Source organism: Citrobacter sp. RHBSTW-01013 (assembly GCF_013781985.1).
In the GTDB taxonomy this organism is placed as follows: Bacteria; Pseudomonadota; Gammaproteobacteria; order Enterobacterales; family Enterobacteriaceae; genus Citrobacter; species Citrobacter braakii.
On record NZ_CP056185.1, the window covers coordinates 77,856 to 96,023 of the forward strand.

Annotated in this window: 14 protein-coding genes and 1 tRNA gene; 10 read left to right on the forward strand and 5 right to left on the reverse strand. The window is 54.6% G+C overall.

Features of this window, described 5'->3' with window-relative positions; all coding sequences use genetic code 11:
- Positions 1-64 precede the first annotated feature (64 nt).
- Positions 65-159 (reverse strand) — tRNA-Sec (locus HV350_RS00390).
- A 290-nt stretch (positions 160-449) separates the two neighbouring features.
- Between HV350_RS00390 and HV350_RS00395 the strand changes: the two genes are divergently transcribed.
- The 9 genes from HV350_RS00395 (at position 450) to HV350_RS00435 (ending at position 10,653) form a co-directional block, all read left to right on the forward strand.
- Positions 450-1,832 (forward strand): glycoside-pentoside-hexuronide family transporter, encoded by a 1,383-nt coding sequence (locus tag HV350_RS00395; RefSeq protein ID WP_016157778.1) that lies wholly within the window; start codon positions 450-452, stop codon positions 1,830-1,832.
- A 10-nt stretch (positions 1,833-1,842) separates the two neighbouring features.
- On the forward strand, positions 1,843-4,161 hold the full coding sequence (yicI, locus tag HV350_RS00400) for an alpha-xylosidase (protein WP_181629581.1): 2,319 nt from the start codon (positions 1,843-1,845) through the stop codon (positions 4,159-4,161).
- Positions 4,162-4,607: 446 nt separating this feature from the next.
- The gene (locus tag HV350_RS00405) at positions 4,608-6,161 is read left to right on the forward strand and encodes a PRD domain-containing protein (RefSeq protein WP_016155015.1); all 1,554 of its coding nucleotides are present in this window, start codon (positions 4,608-4,610) and stop codon (positions 6,159-6,161) included.
- A 26-nt stretch (positions 6,162-6,187) separates the two neighbouring features.
- Complete coding sequence (locus HV350_RS00410) at positions 6,188-6,658, forward strand: fructose PTS transporter subunit IIA (protein ID WP_003842172.1); 471 nt, start codon at positions 6,188-6,190, stop codon at positions 6,656-6,658.
- Between the two features lie 19 nt (positions 6,659-6,677).
- Positions 6,678-6,998, forward strand: coding sequence for a PTS fructose transporter subunit IIB (locus HV350_RS00415; RefSeq protein ID WP_181629583.1), 321 nt, complete (start codon positions 6,678-6,680; stop codon positions 6,996-6,998).
- 26 nt (positions 6,999-7,024) lie between these two features.
- A complete protein-coding gene (locus HV350_RS00420; RefSeq protein ID WP_042311543.1) occupies positions 7,025-8,116 on the forward strand; it encodes a PTS fructose transporter subunit IIC in 1,092 nt (363 codons plus the stop codon).
- A gap of 11 nt (positions 8,117-8,127) precedes the next feature.
- The gene (locus HV350_RS00425) at positions 8,128-8,979 is read left to right on the forward strand and encodes a class II fructose-bisphosphate aldolase (RefSeq protein ID WP_047415757.1); all 852 of its coding nucleotides are present in this window, start codon (positions 8,128-8,130) and stop codon (positions 8,977-8,979) included.
- Between the two features lie 80 nt (positions 8,980-9,059).
- A complete protein-coding gene (locus HV350_RS00430) occupies positions 9,060-9,920 on the forward strand; it encodes a ketose-bisphosphate aldolase (protein WP_016155012.1) in 861 nt (286 codons plus the stop codon).
- 49 nt (positions 9,921-9,969) lie between these two features.
- Entirely contained in the window at positions 9,970-10,653 is a 684-nt protein-coding gene (locus tag HV350_RS00435; protein WP_016155011.1) for a D-lyxose/D-mannose family sugar isomerase, read from the forward strand.
- Positions 10,654-10,694: 41 nt separating this feature from the next.
- Here the strand turns inward: HV350_RS00435 and HV350_RS00440 are convergent, their stop codons facing one another.
- Positions 10,695-12,404 (reverse strand): AsmA family protein, encoded by a 1,710-nt coding sequence (locus HV350_RS00440; RefSeq protein WP_181629585.1) that lies wholly within the window; start codon positions 12,402-12,404, stop codon positions 10,695-10,697.
- Positions 12,405-12,525: 121 nt separating this feature from the next.
- Complete coding sequence (xanP, locus tag HV350_RS00445) at positions 12,526-13,917, reverse strand: xanthine/proton symporter XanP (RefSeq protein WP_003024026.1); 1,392 nt, start codon at positions 13,915-13,917, stop codon at positions 12,526-12,528.
- Between the two features lie 225 nt (positions 13,918-14,142).
- Here xanP and gltS point away from each other — a divergent pair, with 225 nt between their 5' ends.
- A complete protein-coding gene (gene gltS / locus HV350_RS00450) occupies positions 14,143-15,348 on the forward strand; it encodes a sodium/glutamate symporter (RefSeq protein ID WP_016155009.1) in 1,206 nt (401 codons plus the stop codon).
- A gap of 42 nt (positions 15,349-15,390) precedes the next feature.
- Here gltS and recG read toward each other — a convergent pair whose 3' ends face one another.
- Positions 15,391-17,472: an ATP-dependent DNA helicase RecG gene (gene recG, locus HV350_RS00455; RefSeq protein ID WP_181629587.1), complete on the reverse strand. Its 2,082-nt coding sequence runs from the start codon at positions 17,470-17,472 to the stop codon at positions 15,391-15,393.
- A 5-nt stretch (positions 17,473-17,477) separates the two neighbouring features.
- Complete coding sequence (trmH, locus tag HV350_RS00460; protein ID WP_016155007.1) at positions 17,478-18,167, reverse strand: tRNA (guanosine(18)-2'-O)-methyltransferase TrmH; 690 nt, start codon at positions 18,165-18,167, stop codon at positions 17,478-17,480.
- Between the last annotated feature and the right edge of the window lies 1 nt (position 18,168).

The window sequence follows — 18,168 nt, forward strand, 5'->3', positions numbered from 1 at the left end:
TCTCTTGTTTTATCAGGTATTACAGGGGTTTTATTGACTTAGAGGGGGTTCAGTAGAGGCAAACTGGCGGAAGATCACAGGAGTCGAACCTGCCCGGGAACGCTGGCGTCCCCAACTGGATTTGAAGTCCAGCCACCTCACCGGAGATGACGATCTTCCGCGCCTCGATTGCTACATGGAGGCGGGGCGCATTATAGCTACTTCCAAAGGTTTCCACACCCCCTCACTCACTTTTTTAACTTCCGTTTCTCTATACCATGACCAGTTTCAAATAAATCCCCGCAAAATCCATTACTTACACTTAGACACATTTTTAGACGCTACGCTGATCACAGAAAACAAGAATCGTAATTTGATAACGAGATATCGGAATACCCGCGCTCACAGGGATGGTTTACAAGAACTGTAACCGGTATCAGGGCGTGTGAAAGTGCTAACAAGGATGCGTAATGAAAAGTGAAATTCTGTCTGTTAAAGAGAAGATTGGCTACGGAATGGGCGATGCGGCTAGCCACATTATCTTCGATAACGTCATGTTATATATGATGTTCTTCTATACCGATATTTTTGGTATCCCAGCCGGATTTGTCGGCACTATGTTCTTACTGGCCCGCGCGCTGGATGCCATCTCAGACCCTTGCATGGGGCTGCTGGCTGACCGTACCCGTTCTCGCTGGGGGAAATTCCGACCATGGGTGCTGTTTGGCGCACTTCCGTTTGGTCTGGTTTGCGTGCTGGCCTATAGCACGCCGGATCTCAGCCTGAACGGCAAAATGATTTATGCCGCAATCACCTACACGCTGCTGACCCTGCTTTATACCGTGGTCAATATTCCCTACTGCGCGCTGGGCGGCGTGATCACTAATGACCCTACGCAGCGTATCTCCCTGCAATCATGGCGCTTTGTGCTGGCGACGGCGGGCGGCATGCTCTCCACCGTGCTGATGATGCCGCTGGTGAATCTGATTGGTGGCGAGGATAAAGCGTTCGGCTTTCAAGGTGGGATTGCGGTGCTCTCCGTGGTGGCATTCCTGATGCTGGCGTTCTGCTTCTTCACTACCAAAGAACGCGTGGAAGCGCCGCCGAGCACCACCTCTATGCGTGAAGACCTGCGCGACATCTGGCAAAACGACCAATGGCGCATCGTCGGCCTGCTGACCATCCTCAATATTCTGGCCGTCTGCGTTCGTGGCGGCGCGATGATGTATTACGTCACCTGGATTTTGGGTAAGCCGGAGGTGTTTGTCGCCTTTCTCACCGCCTATTGCGTCGGCAACCTGATCGGCTCTGCGCTGGCAAAACCGCTGACCGACTGGAAATGCAAAGTCAGCGTCTTCTGGTGGACCAACGCTGCGCTGGCGGTGGCGAGCCTGGCGATGTTCTTTGTGCCGATGCACGCCAGCATCACCATGTTTATCTTTATTTTTGTCATTGGTGTACTGCACCAGCTCGTTACGCCAATCCAGTGGGTAATGATGTCCGACACCGTTGATTACGGCGAATGGTGCAACGGTAAACGCCTGACGGGGATCAGCTTTGCGGGCACGTTGTTCGTGCTCAAGCTGGGTCTGGCGCTCGGCGGGGCGCTGATCGGCTGGATGCTGGCGGGCGGGGGCTACGACGCCGCCGCGAAAACCCAGAACAGCGCCACCATTAACATCATCATCGCCCTGTTCACCATTGTCCCGGCGATTTGTTACCTGCTGAGTGCCGTGATTGCCAAACGCTTCTATACCCTGAAAACGCCGTATCTGACGGAAATTATGAGTCAGTTGGCTCAGGGCGCGCGCCGCAACCAGCAGGATTTCACGACGAAAGAATTACAGAACTAAGGAACTGACGATGAAAATTAGCGATGGAAACTGGCTGACCCAACCTGGACTGAATTTAATACACCCAATTCAGGTGTTCGACGTTGAACAGCAGGGTAATGAGATGATTGTCTACGTTGCGCCGCGCGACGTGCGTGAACGTACCTGGCAACTGGATACCCCACTCTTCACCTTACGCTTTTTCTCGCCGCAGGAAGGCGTGGTGGGCGTACGTATGGAGCACTTCCAGGGCGCGCTGGATACCGGCCCGCATTATCCGCTGAACGTGTTGCAGGACGTCAATGTTGAGATGCGAAACACCGCTGAATTTGCCGAACTGAAGAGCGGCAATCTGAGCGTTCGGGTGACCAAAGGTGAGTTCTGGTCGCTGGATTTCCTGCGTAATGGTGAACGTATTACCGGCAGTCAGCTAAAGAATAGCGGTTACGTGCAGGATACCCACAGCGGGCGTAATTATATGTTTGAGCGTCTGGATTTGGGCGTGGGGGAAACGGTGTACGGGCTGGGGGAGCGTTTTACCGCGTTGGTACGTAACGGTCAGACGGTGGAAACCTGGAACCGCGATGGCGGTACCAGTACCGAGCAGTCTTACAAGAACATCCCGTTTTATCTCACCAACCGCGGCTACGGCGTGCTGGTGAACCATCCGCAGTGCGTGTCGTTTGAAATCGGCTCTGAGAAAGTGTCGAAAGTGCAGTTCAGCGTTGAAAGCGAGTATCTGGAATATTTCGTCATCGACGGCCCAACGCCGAAGGCGGTGCTGGATCGCTATACCCGCTTTACCGGCCGTCCGGCGCTGCCGCCAGCCTGGTCGTTCGGTCTGTGGCTAACCACATCGTTCACCACCAATTACGACGAAGCGACGGTGAACAGCTTTATCGACGGCATGGCCGAGCGCAATCTGCCGCTGCACGTCTTTCACTTCGACTGTTTCTGGATGAAGGCCTTCCAGTGGTGCGACTTTGAGTGGGACCCGGTGACCTTCCCGGACCCGGAAGGTATGATCCGCCGCCTGAAAGAGAAAGGGCTGAAGGTGTGCGTATGGATAAACCCCTACATCGGTCAGAAATCCCCGCTGTTCAATGAACTGAAAGCGAAAGGGTATCTGCTCAAGCGCCCGGACGGTTCCCTGTGGCAATGGGATAAATGGCAGCCGGGCCTGGCGATTTATGACTTCACTAATCCGCAAGCCTGCGAGTGGTATGCCAACAAGCTGAAAGGTCTGGTGGATATCGGCGTAGACTGCTTCAAAACTGACTTTGGCGAACGCATCCCCACGGATGTACAGTGGTTTGACGGTGCCGATCCGCAGAAGATGCACAACCATTATGCGTACATCTACAACGAACTGGTGTGGAACGTGCTGAAAGAAACCGTCGGTGAAGAAGAGGCTGTCCTGTTTGCTCGTTCGGCTTCGGTGGGCGCGCAGAAGTTTCCGGTGCACTGGGGCGGCGACTGCTACGCCAACTATGAATCGATGGCGGAAAGCCTGCGCGGTGGCTTGTCTATTGGCCTGTCCGGCTTTGGCTTCTGGAGCCACGATATCGGCGGCTTTGAGAATACCGCTCCGGCGCACGTCTACAAGCGCTGGTGTGCGTTTGGGCTGCTCTCCAGCCACAGCCGCCTGCATGGCAGTAAATCCTACCGTGTGCCATGGGCGTACGATGACGAATCCTGCGATGTGGTGCGCTACTTCACCGAACAGAAATGCCGCATGATGCCGTACCTGTATCGTGAAGCAGCGCGCGCTAATGCGCAGGGCACCCCGATGATGCGCGCGATGATGCTGGAGTTCCCGGACGATCCGGCGTGTGATTATCTCGACCGCCAGTACATGCTGGGCGATAGCGTGATGGTCGCGCCGGTGTTTAGCGAGGCGGGCGATGTGCAGTTCTACCTGCCGGAAGGACGCTGGACGCATCTGTGGCGTAATGATGAGGTGTCTGGTAGCCGCTGGCATAAACAGCAGCATGACTTCCTGAGTCTGCCGGTTTATGTGCGTGACAATACCCTGCTGGCGTTGGGTAGCAATAACCAGAAGCCGGACTACGCCTGGCACGAAGGGACAGCGTTCCAGCTGTTCCATCTGCAGGAGGGCCGGGAAGCACTCTGTGAAGTTCCGGCTGCTGACGGCTCGGTTATCTTCACGCTGAAGGCGGTGCGTGTAGGTAATACCATCACTGTGAAAGGGAATGGTGAGGCACGTAACTGGACGTTGTGCCTGCGAAATATTCAGAAAATTGGCGGCATTAAATGCGGGTCGCATATGGGCAGCGAGCTGGGTGTAGTTATTACTCCACAGGGCAGTGAGCTGACGATTACCTTGTAAGCATGTGTCGACGTGGTGCCGGATGCGTCTTATCCGGCCCACACCGCGAGCAGCGTTCCAGATCTGAAAATCAAAAACATCCCGACTTAAATTTTTACCTCACCATATTTGCGAGCGCTATCACTCTAATTCCCGCGAAAAATGTGATCTGCGCCGTAAATATCTCACTATTTCCTCTTTTTGTCTTATTTCTGTCCGGAATACAGGACACGATTTAGTATTGTTGGCGCATCGTAGTCCTCTTATATTTATCATCACGGATTACACGTGGAGCATAAACGCTTCTTTATAACCTAAATAATTCGAGTTGCAGGAAGGCGGCGACGCAGCGAATCCCCTGAGCGTACATAAGTACGTGACAGGGGTGAGCGAGGAAAGCCAACGCACATGCAGCTTGAAGTATGACGGGTATAGATATTTAATCTGGTATGTAATAAGGGTAAATAATGCAAATGATTACCTCGCGACAAAACAGATTATTAAAGTTTCTTCTGTCCCGGAAGGAATATGTTACGCTGCTAAAAATTGCCGAATATTTATCTGTTTCAGAGAAGACCGTCCAGCGCGATCTGCGGTTACTGGAACAATGGTTATCGGAATGGAAAATATCCATCGATAAACGTGCCGGTGCGGGCGTGATATTAAGTGCCGATAACATTACTGACCTTTTATATCTGGATCAGTTATTAGGGTCGGAGGGTGATGATGCTGACGGCATGATGAATAATTCACGGCGGGTTAAGATAGCCTCGCAATTATTAAGTGAAACGCCGCATGAAACATCGATCAATAAATTATCCGAACGTTATTTTATTAGTAGTGCATCGATTGTTAACGATCTGAAAGTAATTGAATCCTGGATTACCCCGCTGGGCCTGTCGCTGATTCGCAGCCAGAGTGGTACACACATTGAAGGCAGCGAGAGCGGCGTGCGCCAGGCGATGGCGTCGCTGATTAACGGTGTGATTAACCATAATGAACCTGGAAGCGTGATTTATTCACGACTTGATCCGGGCAGTTATAAAGCGTTAGTGCATTACTTCGGCGAAGAAGACGTTTTATTTGTCCAGACGCTGTTGCAGGAAATGGAGAACGATCTGTGCTGGTCGCTGGGCGAGCCTTATTACGTCAATATCTTTACTCATATTCTGATCATGATGTACCGCATTACGCGGGGCAATGCGCTACCGAGAAAAGAAGAAAGCATCACGTCATGTGATGAGAACATCTTTTCCATTGCCAGTCGCATGATTCAGCATATCGAAAAACGCATTGCCCACCCGCTACCGGAAGACGAAGTCTGGTTTATTTATCAATATATTATCTCCTCCGGTATGGTGATTGAAGAGCATAACGATGTGAGCGTAATTGGCCATATGCACTCCAGCGACGAAGCACGCTTGATCACCCATCGGCTGATTGCCACCTTCGCCGAAATGGTTGACTGCGATCTTAGCCAGGACACTGCGCTGTATGACGGATTGCTGATCCATATTAAGCCGCTGATTAACCGCCTCAACTACCAGATCCGCATTCGTAATCCGCTGCTGGAGGACATTAAAGGCGAGTTGCAGGACGTCTGGCGTCTGACTCAGTGCGCGGTGAATCGGGTGTTTAGCGGCTGGGGCGAACGGGCCGTGTCGGATGATGAGGTGGGATATTTAACCGTGCATTTTCAGGCCGCGATGGAGCGTCAGATAGCGCGTAAACGTGTGCTGCTGGTTTGCTCAACCGGTATCGGCACCTCTCACTTACTCAAAAGCCGCATTCTGCGCGCCTTTCCGGACTGGACCATCGTCGGCGTGGTGTCGGCAGGCAGCTTGCCCTCCGTCCTGACGGACGATATTGAACTGGTGGTATCGACGATCAATTTACCTGCCGTTGCCATGCCGGTCGTGTATGTCACCGCCTTCTTCAATGATGCGGATATTAAGCGGGTAACAGAAACGGTTATTACGGAAAAATTACATCGGGCGACGTCGCTGGTCGTTGAAAATTAATGTCTGAACTCCATGAGGTATGATTTATGGACATCACGAAAATACTCAATACAAATCGCGTTATTTTGGACATGAAGGCTACAAACAAAACGGAGGTTATTGAGGAACTGACGGATATTCTGCAAAAAGATGGGGCAATTAGCTGTCGGGAAACGTTTATTCAGGATGTCTGGCAGCGTGAATCAGAAGGCTCGACCGGCTTCGAAAATCATATTGCGATTCCGCACGGGAAATCCTCGGCGGTGGTCAATACCACACTGGCGATTGGGCGTACCCGCCAGGATATTCCCTGGGAAACCCTGGACGGCAGCAACGTGCGCTGCATCATTCTGTTTGCCGTACGCCTTGAAGATCAAAACACTACCCATATTCGTCTGCTTTCGCAGGTTGCTGGCGCGTTGGCGGATGACGACATTATTGAACAACTGTTAGTCGAAAGCAGTCCACAGAAAATTATTGAGCTTTTTAGCCAATATGCTGAATCCAATGTCTGCTAAATAAAACGTGGAGCATGTTATGAATATTGTTTGTGTTGCCGCCTGTACGGCGGGTATTGCGCACACCTATATTGCCCGTGAGAAGTTAATTAAAGGTGCTAAAGCGCTTGGTCATAATATAAGAGTCGAAACCCAGGGGACTATCGGCACGGAAAACGAACTGCTGACAGAGGACATTTCTGCTGCTGATGTCGTGATTCTCGCTGTGGATGTAAAAATAAAAGGGGAGGAACGATTTTTAAATAAACGTATTGTGCGAGTAAAAACTGAAATCGTCATAAAATCGCCCGTTCAGTTTCTTGAAAAGGTCGAAAAATCATTAGTTAATAATAACCAGTAGCGATCCCCATTCTGGAGGGATTTCACATGAGTGAAAATAAAATTCCGCTATCTCAGGAAATAAAAAAACATTTATTAACGGGGATTTCGTGGATGATCCCGTTAATTGTTGCCGCCGGGATCTGTATTGCTCTCGGGCAAATACTTGGCGGTACTAACGTGGGTGAAAAAACAGGAACCATACCCTGGATGCTCAACCAGATTGGCGGCTGGGGGATGGGGTTAATCGTACCGCTGATTAGCGCGGCGATTGCGTACTCTATTGCTGACCGCCCCGGATTCGCACCGGGTCTGATTGTCGGCTTTGTCTGCGGTGAAATTCATACCGGTTTTATCGGCGGGATGCTGGGCGGTTTTCTGGTCGGTTATACCGTCCTGCTGCTCAAGCGCTATATCCGTTTGCCGCAGTCGATGCAGGGGTTGATGCCCATCATGGTGCTGCCGGTACTGAGTACCGTCATTGGCGGCCTGTTGATGATGACGCTCATTGGCAAACCGATAGCCTGGCTGCAGGACGCGTTGATTCATCTGCTGGAGTCCATGCAGGGCGGGTCACGCTTTTTAATGGGGGCCATCCTTGGCGCAATGGCGACATTCGACTTTGGCGGACCGGTGAATAAAACCATGTCGCTATTTGCTGACGGCATGTTGGTCAGCGGCGTGTACGGTCCGGAAGCGGTGAAGTTTGTCGGTTCGATAATCCCTCCGTTCGGCATTACGCTCTCCTTTTTGCTGACGCGTCACAAGTACACCCGTGCGGAGCGCGAGGCGCTGAAAGCGGCATTCCCGATGGGGATCTGCATGATTACCGAAGGGGTCATTCCCATTGCGGCGCGCGACCTGTTACGCGTGGTGGGATCCTGCGTGGTGGCCTCGGCGATAGCGGGCGGTCTGATTATGGTGTGGGGCGTCGAAAGCCCGGTACCGCACGGCGGCATGTTCGTGGTCCCGCTCTTTACGCATCCGCTGCTGTTTTGCCTGGCGCTGGGGATCGGCACGGTGATTTGCGGCGTCATGCTGTCGTTGTGGAAGAAACCGGTGACCGAACGTGACGAAGAGTTTGATGAACTTAGCGATCAAAAGCTGAAAGACGAAGAGATCACCTTCACCCTGGAATAACCGGAGGCCGTATGTTTGCCGATATGAAAAGCATGGTGACGAAAGCCTGGCGCGAGCAGTACGCGCTGCTGGCCATCAACTGTATGAACCTGGAAAGCGCCCGTGCGGCGGTGCGGGTGGCTGAGAAACACCGTGCGCCCATCATTCTGAATCTGTATCAGGGGCATCTGGGCCATTTTCCTGCACCGATAGCGGTGGCGGTCGTCAAAACGCTGGCAGAGGAAGCGTCGGTACCGGTCGCGCTGGCGCTGGATCATGGAAAGGACCCAGTGCGCATTCGCCAGGCTTTTCGCGCCGGATTCAGCGGGTTAATGATCGATGCCTCCGCCTTTGCGCTGGAGGAGAACATTCGCCAGACCCGGGCGGTGGTTGAGCTCGCGACCAGCGTTTCTCTGTGCGTGGAAGGTGAGCTGGGGCATCTGGCTGACGCCCCGCGCTATGATCACGCAGCTAACGCTGATTTGATGACCCAGGCCGCCGATGTGGAGCCCTTTATCCAACAGACCGGTATCGATTTACTGGCGGTCTCGGTCGGCACGGCACATGGCATGTACGCGCCCGGTGTCATACCCGCCATTGATTTCCAGCGACTGGAGGAAATTGCCCGTTTATCAACGGTGCCGCTGGCGCTGCATGGCGGCAGCGGGACGCCGTTTGACCAGCTACAGCGCTGCCCGACGTTTGGCGTCGCCAAGATAAACGTTGGCGCGGCGGTTTTCGAAGCCGGAAAGGCTGCACTACTGCATACCCTGTGTCGCGACACATCCGGTGAACTCGTTGATGCCCTGGCCCTGATGGAGCAGGCCTGCGAGGAAGCCATTATTCCGTACCTGCAGGCCAGCGGCGCTATCGACAAAGCCTGATTCATTTTCTGTAACGCCTTCTATGCCTCTGCGACGACGCACTGGCAGGGCTTTCTACACCCTGAAACTGGAGAATTAACATGTTAGTTTCGATGAAAGAATTACTGCAACCTACCCGTCAGCACGGTTTTGCCATCGGCGCATTCAACGTGGCGGACAGCTGCTTTGTACGTGCAGTAGTGGAAGAAGCGGAAGCAACCAATACCCCGGCGATTATCTCCATTCACCCCAGCGAACATGATTTTGTAGGCGATGCGTTTTTTAGCTACGTCCGTGATATCACTCTGCGCAGCCCGGTTCCCTTTACTCTGCATCTGGACCACGGCGCTTCGGTCGAGCATGTCCTGCGGGCGATTCAGTGTGGGTTTACCTCGGTGATGATTGATGGCTCGCTGCTGCCGTATGAAGAGAACGTGGCGCTGACCCGCGAAGTGGTCAAGCTGGCGCATGCGGTAGGCGTTTCGGTGGAGGGGGAACTGGGTACGATTGGTCAAACCGGGACGTCAGTGGAAGGCGGTGTATCGAAGGTCACTTATACCGATCCTGATCAGGCACAGGATTTTATCGCCCGTACCGGCGCGGACACGCTGGCGGTGGCGATTGGAACTGCACACGGCATCTACCCGAAAGGGATGCAGCCAGAGCTGCAAATGCACATCCTGCGTGAGATTGCCGGGCGAGTGGACATTCCGCTGGTGCTGCACGGAGGTTCCGCGAACCCGGATGCGGAAATTGCCGAATCCGTTACGCTGGGCGTTGGCAAAATCAACATTTCCAGCGATATGAAATACGCTTACTTCCAGAAAGTCCGCGAAATCCTGGCGAAAGAAACCTGGTGGGACCCGAACGTTATTTACCCGGAAGCCATTAGCGCCGCGCGGGATGTGATCCGTCACAAAATGAAACTGTTCGGCTCAACCGGCAAAGCGTCACTTTACTAACCGCATACAGGCGGGGTGACCCGCCTTTTTCGCAACAAGGAAAAGTGGAATGAAGCGTTCACACATTAATTATGCCGTCGATAAAGCGCATGCCATCGCCGAGACTTTTCGGGTTTGCCTGCCTGACTTTGCGTATTTTACGGCTGATGCCTGGCGGCAACAGGATCACACTCTGTGGCGTGAAGTGCTCGATCTCCAACTGGGCTGGGATATAACCGACTTTGGGCGCGGAGATTTTGCGCAAACGGGGCTGACGTTACTGACGTTGCGCAATGGTCAGTTAGGGTCAGCCAGCTACCCCAAACCGTACGCCGAAAAGATGCTGCAGATTCAGCAGGATCAGCAGACGCCATGGCATTTTCATCGCCATAAAATGGAAGATATCGTTAACCGCGGCGGCGGTGATTTATGTATGCAGTTGGCGTGGGCTACGCCCGATGACGGGTATGATGCCCGGCGCATTGTTGAGGTTAGCGTCGATGGTCAGCGGCGTTCCGTTGACGCTGGCGAGACGCTGGTATTGAAACCGGGGCAGGGGGTATGCCTGCCGCCGCGGTTGTATCATCGCTTTTGGGCGGAGAAAGCGTTCGTGCTGGGCTGGGAGATCTCGATGGTCAATGACGACCTGCATGACAATCACTTCCTTGAGCCAGGCGGTCGCTTCCCGGCGATAGAAGAGGATGAGCCGGTGAAGTGGCTGTTGTGCAGTGAATATGCGCGCTTACAGCGATAAACGGCGACCCGGTCGGCAAATCGCCGCCGGGCCGTCAGATTTTACTGCGCAGCGGGTGGGGCGGTAACTTCACTACCGGATACCACGCCCGCCTGCATGGTTTGCGTTACCTGCTGTTTCTCCACGTTCACCGCATGCAACTGGCCGCTGACCGTTGGCTTGAGTGGCGCATCGGCTTGAATATTGCCGCTGGTGGTAAGCTGGATGTTACCGTCGCCAGAAAGCGGCAGTGCGGGCCATCCCCACTGCTGCAGAATCGTCATTGGCACGCCGCGCCCGTTCAGGCTGACCTGAGTTTGACGCTGAGGCAACTGTGAAATACTGGCTGTGGCCTCCAGCAACCCTTTTTCCGTATAGGCGCTTAGTTCGCTGATATTGATGGTGCTGCTGTTCGCCGTCAGCGCCAGCGAAGGACGACGCACGTCGGTGCGGTTAAAGGTGCCGGCAGCGGCGTTGAGGTTAGCGCTCCCGCTCCAGATCCCCCACTGATTGTTCTGCACCAGCCCGAGGTTAGCACCGTAGCCGTCCAGCGCGGTGAGCTGCCATGGGAAGCTCGGGTCGATATCGATCACCAGATTACGGCTGGCGCTGAATTTCTTCAGCGTCAGGCTGGCTAGCCAGGCTGGTAGAGGTTTCATCCACAGCTGTTTCCAGTTTTCCGGCAGCGTGTACTCCAGACCGGCAATGGCGGCATCATCGAGGACCAGCGCTTTGTTGTTGCGCTGCCAGTTTCCGGATGTTCTGACCATTCCCCCTTCCCAGCGGGTGGTGAACTGGCGCAGCGCAATGCCCTGCGGCGAGAACTCGGCGTTCATAATCGGATCGAAAAAGTGCAGAGAGCCGTAGATAAACTCGCTGGCGTTCATCGACAGTTTTCCTTCCTGAGTTTGCCAGTCGTCCTTGCTGAAGGTCATGTTGCGCAAGCTCAGATCGAGATCCGTCACCGCCCAGTCAGGGCCTTGCAGACGGGCATCTGTTACTTCCAGACGACCAATTTGCAGGGAAGGAATAGTGCTTAACGGAGCAAAAAACTCGGCCAGCGATTTGTCGCTTTGCAGCCGAATATCGTTCAGGCGCAGATTCTCTACTACCCAACTACCGTCGGCATTGCGTTGCGCCACGCCGGTTAATGCGCCTCGCGCCACGTCTGCGCCAATATTGCTCAGCGTCACACGGTCATGGTCAATACTGCCTTCAATCAATACGTTGGTCGTGGGGACGTCGTTCAGCGTCAACGAACTGGCGCTGAGCTGAATTTGCGCTTTACTCCCGAGAATTTTACCCGCCTCAGGACTCCAGGGAATGACTCCGCCGTTAACGCGCTGCGCGCTCAGGGTCCACTCGCTACCGGGACTGTTAAGCGCCATATCTTGCAATTGCAGGCGATCGGCCTGGAACGGCAGCGGCGCAGTTTGCTGGGAAAGATTCAGCGTGCCGTTTTGCAAAAGAATGGTGTCTACGTGCAGCGGGTCGGTGATTTGGCGGCTGCTCAGTCCAATATCGACCGTTTTGGCGACCAGCGTTGCGGGCTGACCATCCCGGCCAAAGGTGACGTTTTCCAGCAGAATATGGGAAGGAGAAGAAAACCGGTGATCGATGGCATCAAATGCCAGATGGTAGCTGCTGTTCTGCGAAACCCAGGCGCTTACGTGCTCTGCGCCCCAGCGGGTTTGCAGTAGAAAATATAAGCCGAGGATCGCCACTGCAAGGGCGATCAGCACGTAAAGAAGCAGCTTTCCAATAAATTTCATGGTCTTCCATCCCGCGAAGTGCACATAGTCAAGTTATGCACGATTTAGGCGCAATGCTCAAGGCGGGAATGGTGAAAGAGCGTTACAGCGGCGTTGATTCAGAATCAACGCCGCATTTTGCTTATTGCTTCTCTGGTGGGAACACCAGATTCAGAACGATAGCGGTAATACCGCCTGCGGCAATGCCGGAAGAGAGCAGGTTTTTCACCCAGTCCGGAGCGAACTGCAGGATCAGCGGCTGCTGGGAAACGCCGAGGCCGACGGCCAGCGACAGCGCGATAATCAGAATTGCGCGGCGGTTCAGCGGTTCGCGGGATACGATACGCACGCCGGATGCCGCGATAGTACCGAACATCACCAGCGTAGCACCGCCGAGTACCGGCTCAGGAATATGCTGTACAAAACCGCTGACCGCCGGGAACAGGCCCAACGCGATCAGCATCAGCGCAACCACAAAACCAACGTAGCGGCTGGCAACGCCCGTTAACTGAATAACCCCGTTGTTTTGTCCAAAACAGGAGTTCGGGAAGGTGTTAAATACGGCTGAAACAAACGAGTTCAGACCGTTCGCCAGTACGCCGCCTTTCAGGCGTTTCATGTACAGCGGGCCAGAAACGGGCTGCTCGGAGACATCGGAGGTGGCCGTAATATCACCGATGGTTTCCAGCGAGGTAATCATAAACACCAGCATCAGCGGCAGCAGTAAGCTCCAGTCGATACCCAGGCCATAATACAACGGCGTTGGCACCATCAGCAGGTCCTGACTTACCGGCGCGGTATTTTGCGGCAGCATATCCATAAACCACGCCAACAGGTAACCTGCCGCCATCGCAATCACCAGTGACGCAACGCGCAGGTACGGGTTGCGCTGGCGGTTAAGCAGGATAATCAGCGCCAGCACGACGCCTGCCAGCAGTAAATTCTTTGGCGCGCCAAAGGTGTTGTCGCTCATTGCCGCATAGCCGCCGCCAATCGACGTCAGACCCACCTGAATCAGCGACAGGCCGATAATCATCACCACCACGCCTGAGACCAGCGGGGTAATGATACGACGCGCCAGATGCAGTACGCGTGAGATAACCATCTCAGTGCAGCTTGCCAGCATCAGTGTACCGAACAGCGCCGCCATCATGGTTGGGACGTCTGCACCACCGGTTTTTAGCGCTGTACCGCCCATAATCAGTGGCGCAACAAAGTTAAAGCTGGTGCCCTGAATGGATAATAGCCCTGAGCCGACCGGCCCCCAGGCTTTGATCTGAATGATAGAAGCCACGCCGGAAGCGAACAGCGACATACTGATAATGTGTTGAGTATCCTGAGCCGGTAAACCGAGCGCCTGGCAAATTAACAGCGCTGGGGTGATTACCGCGACGAACATGGCCAGCAGGTGCTGACAGGCGGCAAACAGGGTCTGGGCTAGTGGGGGGCGATCTTCAAGACGGTAAATCAGTTCACTGTTGTGAGTCTGCGCAACCGGTTGCGCATTTGTTGACTCTACGGCGTTAACGGACATCAGAGGCAATCCCATGGTGGAAAAGCGGTGATTTTATCTGACCATGGCGGAAATGCAAACGTTTGCTACCAGGTGTTCTTAATATTTAAAACGGATAAACAAACATTTTTATATAACTTTTCATGATTTTCTGCTTAAAATCCACACCGAAAACTCAATAAGAGCTAAAAATCGGTCTGGAATGCATCGTGCGTGATTGTGCTAAACGCACTAATGGAGTTGTAAATGTTTTATCTCGATACGTTATCAACGCTGGTTGCGGCAACCCTTGTGTTGCTGCTGGGACGTAAGCTCGTCCAGTCTGTTTCCTTCCTGAAAAAATACACCATTCCCGAACCTGTAGCTGGCGGATTGCTGGTGGCGATTGCGCTGCTGGTGCTGAAAAAAAGCATGGGTTGGGAAGTGAACTTCGATATGACCCTGCGCGATCCGCTGATGCTGGCATTCTTCGCCACTATCGGCCTGAACGCCAATATTGCCAGCCTGCGCGCGGGTGGCCGCGTGGTGGGTATCTTTCTGATTGTGGTTGTTGGCCTGCTGCTGATGCAAAACGCCATTGGTATTGGTATGGCGACCCTGCTGGGTCTGGATCCGCTGATGGGTCTGATCGCCGGTTCGATAACCCTCTCTGGCGGGCATGGAACCGGGGCAGCATGGAGCAAACTGTTTATTGAGCGCTATGGTTTCGCTAATGCGACGGAAGTGGCGATGGCTTGCGCAACGTTTGGCCTGGTGCTGGGTGGATTGATTGGCGGCCCGGTGGCCCGCTATCTGGTCAAACACTCTACCACGCCAGACGGCATGCCGGACGATCAGGCTGTGCCTACCGCATTTGAAAAGCCGGATGTCGGACGCATAATCACTTCGCTGGTGCTGATTGAAACCATTGCGCTGATCGCCATCTGTCTGACGGTGGGTAAAATCGTTGCACAAATGCTGGTCGGAACGGTGCTGGAACTGCCGACTTTCGTCTGCGTGCTGTTTGTTGGGGTGATCCTCAGTAACGGCCTGGCGTTAATGGGTTTTTATCGGGTGTTCGAGCGCGCGGTTTCGGTGTTGGGTAACGTTAGCCTGTCGCTGTTCCTGGCGATGGCGCTAATGAGTCTGAAGCTGTGGGAGCTGGCTTCTCTGGCCCTGCCGATGCTGGCAATCCTGGTTGTGCAGACCATTTTCATGGCGCTGTACGCGATATTCGTCACCTGGCGCATGATGGGTAAGAACTACGATGCCGCCGTGCTGGCAGCCGGACACTGCGGTTTTGGCCTCGGTGCGACACCCACGGCGATTGCCAACATGCAGGCAATTACAGAACGTTTTGGACCATCCCATATGGCGTTTCTGGTGGTGCCGATGGTGGGGGCGTTCTTTATCGATATCGTCAATGCGCTGGTGATTAAGCTGTATCTGCTGCTGCCGATTTTTGCGCAATAATGTCTGTGCGGCGGAGTCACATCCGCCGCCGCTATGAATCGACTATGCGTTGGAGTAGCGCTCGGTTTCCGGCATCCAGCGTTCAATCAGCGCCACAGCCTGTTGCGGGTAACGTTCGTGAATATGACGGGCAATGCGCTGAACTTCCGGGATAATCGCCTGATCGCGCAGCAAATCTGCGACTTTGAATTCTGCCGTTCCGGTCTGGCGCGTACCCAACAGCTCGCCGGGCCCGCGGATCTCTAAATCTTTTTGCGCGATCACGAATCCGTCGTTGCTGTCGCGCAGAACTTGCAGGCGTTTTTGCGCGGTTTTTGACAGCGGCGATTTGTAGAGCAGGACGCAGTGGGAGGCCACCGCGCCACGACCTACGCGACCACGTAGCTGGTGCAACTGCGCCAGGCCCAAGCGCTCCGGGTTTTCAATAATCATCAGGCTGGCGTTAGGTACGTCTACGCCCACTTCAATCACCGTGGTGGCAACCAGCAGCTGTAGTTCGCCCTGCTTAAAGGCCGCCATTACCGACTGCTTCTCTGCGGGCTTCATACGGCCGTGTACCAGGCCAATATTCAGCTCTGGCAGCACCAGTTTAAGCTCTTCCCACGTAGCTTCAGCCGCCTGAGCTTCTAACAAACCAGACTCTTCAATCAGCGTACAGACCCAGTACGCCTGGCGCCCTTCATGGGTACAAGCGTTGCGCACGCGGTCAATAATATCGCTGCGGCGGGTATCCGGAATCGCCACCGTGGTGACCGGCGTACGCCCCGGAGGGAGTTCGTCAATGACCGACGTGTCGAGATCGGCATAGGCGGTCATCGCCAGCGTACGCGGGATTGGGGTGGCGGTCATGATTAGCTGGTGTGGATGGAAACCCTGCTGCTGACCTTTCTCCCACAGCGCCAGGCGCTGATGTACGCCAAAACGGTGCTGTTCGTCGATGATAACCAGTGCCAGTCCGTTGAACTGCACCTGTTCCTGGAAAATTGCGTGCGTGCCGACAATCATCTGCACCTCACCGCTGGCGATAGCTTCCTGCTGTGCCTGGCGCGCTTTGCCTTTCTGTTTACCTGCCAGCCAGCCTACTTCAATGCCCAGTGGCGCGAACCAGTTGCGGAAGTTATTGGCGTGCTGTTCAGCCAGCAGTTCGGTGGGGGCCATCAGCGCAACTTGCTTACCATGTGCGATGGCACGTAGGGCGGCCAGCGCCGCAACCAGCGTTTTGCCGGAGCCGACATCGCCCTGCACCAGACGCATCATAGGGACATCCAGTGCCATATCGCGTTCGATCTCAGCGGTAACGCGGGCCTGGGCGCCGGTGGGTTTAAACGGTAGAGCCGCCAGCAGCTTATCTTTCAGCGCGTTGTTTGCGAGCAGCGGCTGGGCGTGGAAACGTTGCGCCCCGGCGCGTAGTGCCAGCATGCTGAGGTTATGCGCCAGCAGTTCTTCCAGAATCAGACGTCGCTGTGCTGGATGCTGACCGGTTTCCAGATCGCTCAACTGCAGTGACGGCGGTGGACGGTGCAATGTGCGCAGAGCTTCCGGCAGGCTCATCATGCCCTGCAACAGCTCTGGCGGCAGCAGTTCGGCAATGGCGCAGGTATCGAGCAGGTCCAGCGCTTGATCGGTCAGTTTGCGCAGCGTGGCCTGCTTCACGCCTTCGGTGGTTGGATACACCGGCGTGAGCGTTTCCTGCAATTCCGGCGTGCTGAGATCGCCCTGCACGCGATACTCCGGGTGGATCATTTCTGCGCCGTATTTTCCGCGTTTGGCTTCGCCATAGGCCAGCACCCGGCGACCGGTGGCGAGACTATTTTTCATTGCGGCGCTGAAGTTGAAAAAGCGCATGGTGAGAATGCCGGAGCCATCACTGATCTGACAGGTCATCATCCGGCGTCCGCCGAAGGTGATATTGCAGTTCAGCACTTCGCCTTCTACGGTGGCATAAACGCCCGGCAGCAGTTCGCCAATCGGGTACAGGTGCGTGCGGTCTTCGTAACGCAGAGGGAGGTGGAGCAGAAGGTCCTGCACGGTGTGCAGGCCAATTTTCGCCAGTTTACTGCTTTGCGCTGCGCCAACGCCGGTCAGAGAATTGAGTGGGATGGCATCCAGTAAACGGCCTTTCATCGCGTTTATCTCGCAGATTGCATAGTGGCCCACCACGTTGCATCGGCTTCAATTTCGCCCTGCGTGTTTACGTGGGGGTAGGGAAGACCTTTGCGCTTAGCGACATTCGCCAGCACCGGATAACCGCCTTCAAACAGCAAACGCTGCTGCTCATCTTGCGCCAGCATGCTGTTTTCTCGTCGGTACATGCCGGCGTTTTGCCGCTGGCGCTGTGCTTCGTACAGAATCAGCGCGGAGGCGACCGAAACGTTCAGCGATTGCACCATGCCAGTCATGGGAATGATGATGTCCTGATCCGCCAGATCCAACGCTTCCTGAGTGATGCCGGTTTTCTCCTGGCCCATCAGGATGCAGGTGGGGCGCGTGTAATCAATCTCGCGAAAATCCACGGCTTTATCTGACAGATGTGTTGCCAGAACCTGCATTCCCTGGCTTTTTAAATGTGTGACCGCATCGCCAATAGTGCGGTGAGTCTTCACCTGTACCCAACTGTTGCTGCCTGCGGCAGAAGAGGCCATGGTGCGCATACGGCTACCAGGCCAGACGGCGTGGACTTCATGCACGCCGACCGCGTCTGCAGTACGAATGATTGCAGAAACGTTATGAGGTTTGTGGACCTGCTCCATGCAGACGGTCAGATCGGGCTGACGACGTGCGAGCATCTCGCAAATACGTGCATAACGTTGAGTATTCATA

What these genes read in the sequence shown, in the direction of transcription:
- HV350_RS00395 (WP_016157778.1), top strand. Translation starts at nt 450, where the DNA reads ATGAAAAGTGAAATTCTGTCTGTTAAAGAGAAGATTGGCTACGGAATG.
- yicI (WP_181629581.1), top strand. Translation starts at nt 1,843, where the DNA reads ATGAAAATTAGCGATGGAAACTGGCTGACCCAACCTGGACTGAATTTA.
- HV350_RS00405 (WP_016155015.1), top strand. Translation starts at nt 4,608, where the DNA reads ATGCAAATGATTACCTCGCGACAAAACAGATTATTAAAGTTTCTTCTG.
- HV350_RS00410 (WP_003842172.1), top strand. Translation starts at nt 6,188, where the DNA reads ATGGACATCACGAAAATACTCAATACAAATCGCGTTATTTTGGACATG.
- HV350_RS00415 (WP_181629583.1), top strand. Translation starts at nt 6,678, where the DNA reads ATGAATATTGTTTGTGTTGCCGCCTGTACGGCGGGTATTGCGCACACC.
- HV350_RS00420 (WP_042311543.1), top strand. Translation starts at nt 7,025, where the DNA reads ATGAGTGAAAATAAAATTCCGCTATCTCAGGAAATAAAAAAACATTTA.
- HV350_RS00425 (WP_047415757.1), top strand. Translation starts at nt 8,128, where the DNA reads ATGTTTGCCGATATGAAAAGCATGGTGACGAAAGCCTGGCGCGAGCAG.
- HV350_RS00430 (WP_016155012.1), top strand. Translation starts at nt 9,060, where the DNA reads ATGTTAGTTTCGATGAAAGAATTACTGCAACCTACCCGTCAGCACGGT.
- HV350_RS00435 (WP_016155011.1), top strand. Translation starts at nt 9,970, where the DNA reads ATGAAGCGTTCACACATTAATTATGCCGTCGATAAAGCGCATGCCATC.
- HV350_RS00440 (WP_181629585.1), bottom strand. Translation starts at nt 12,404, where the DNA reads ATGAAATTTATTGGAAAGCTGCTTCTTTACGTGCTGATCGCCCTTGCA.
- xanP (WP_003024026.1), bottom strand. Translation starts at nt 13,917, where the DNA reads ATGTCCGTTAACGCCGTAGAGTCAACAAATGCGCAACCGGTTGCGCAG.
- gltS (WP_016155009.1), top strand. Translation starts at nt 14,143, where the DNA reads ATGTTTTATCTCGATACGTTATCAACGCTGGTTGCGGCAACCCTTGTG.
- recG (WP_181629587.1), bottom strand. Translation starts at nt 17,472, where the DNA reads ATGAAAGGCCGTTTACTGGATGCCATCCCACTCAATTCTCTGACCGGC.
- trmH (WP_016155007.1), bottom strand. Translation starts at nt 18,167, where the DNA reads ATGAATACTCAACGTTATGCACGTATTTGCGAGATGCTCGCACGTCGT.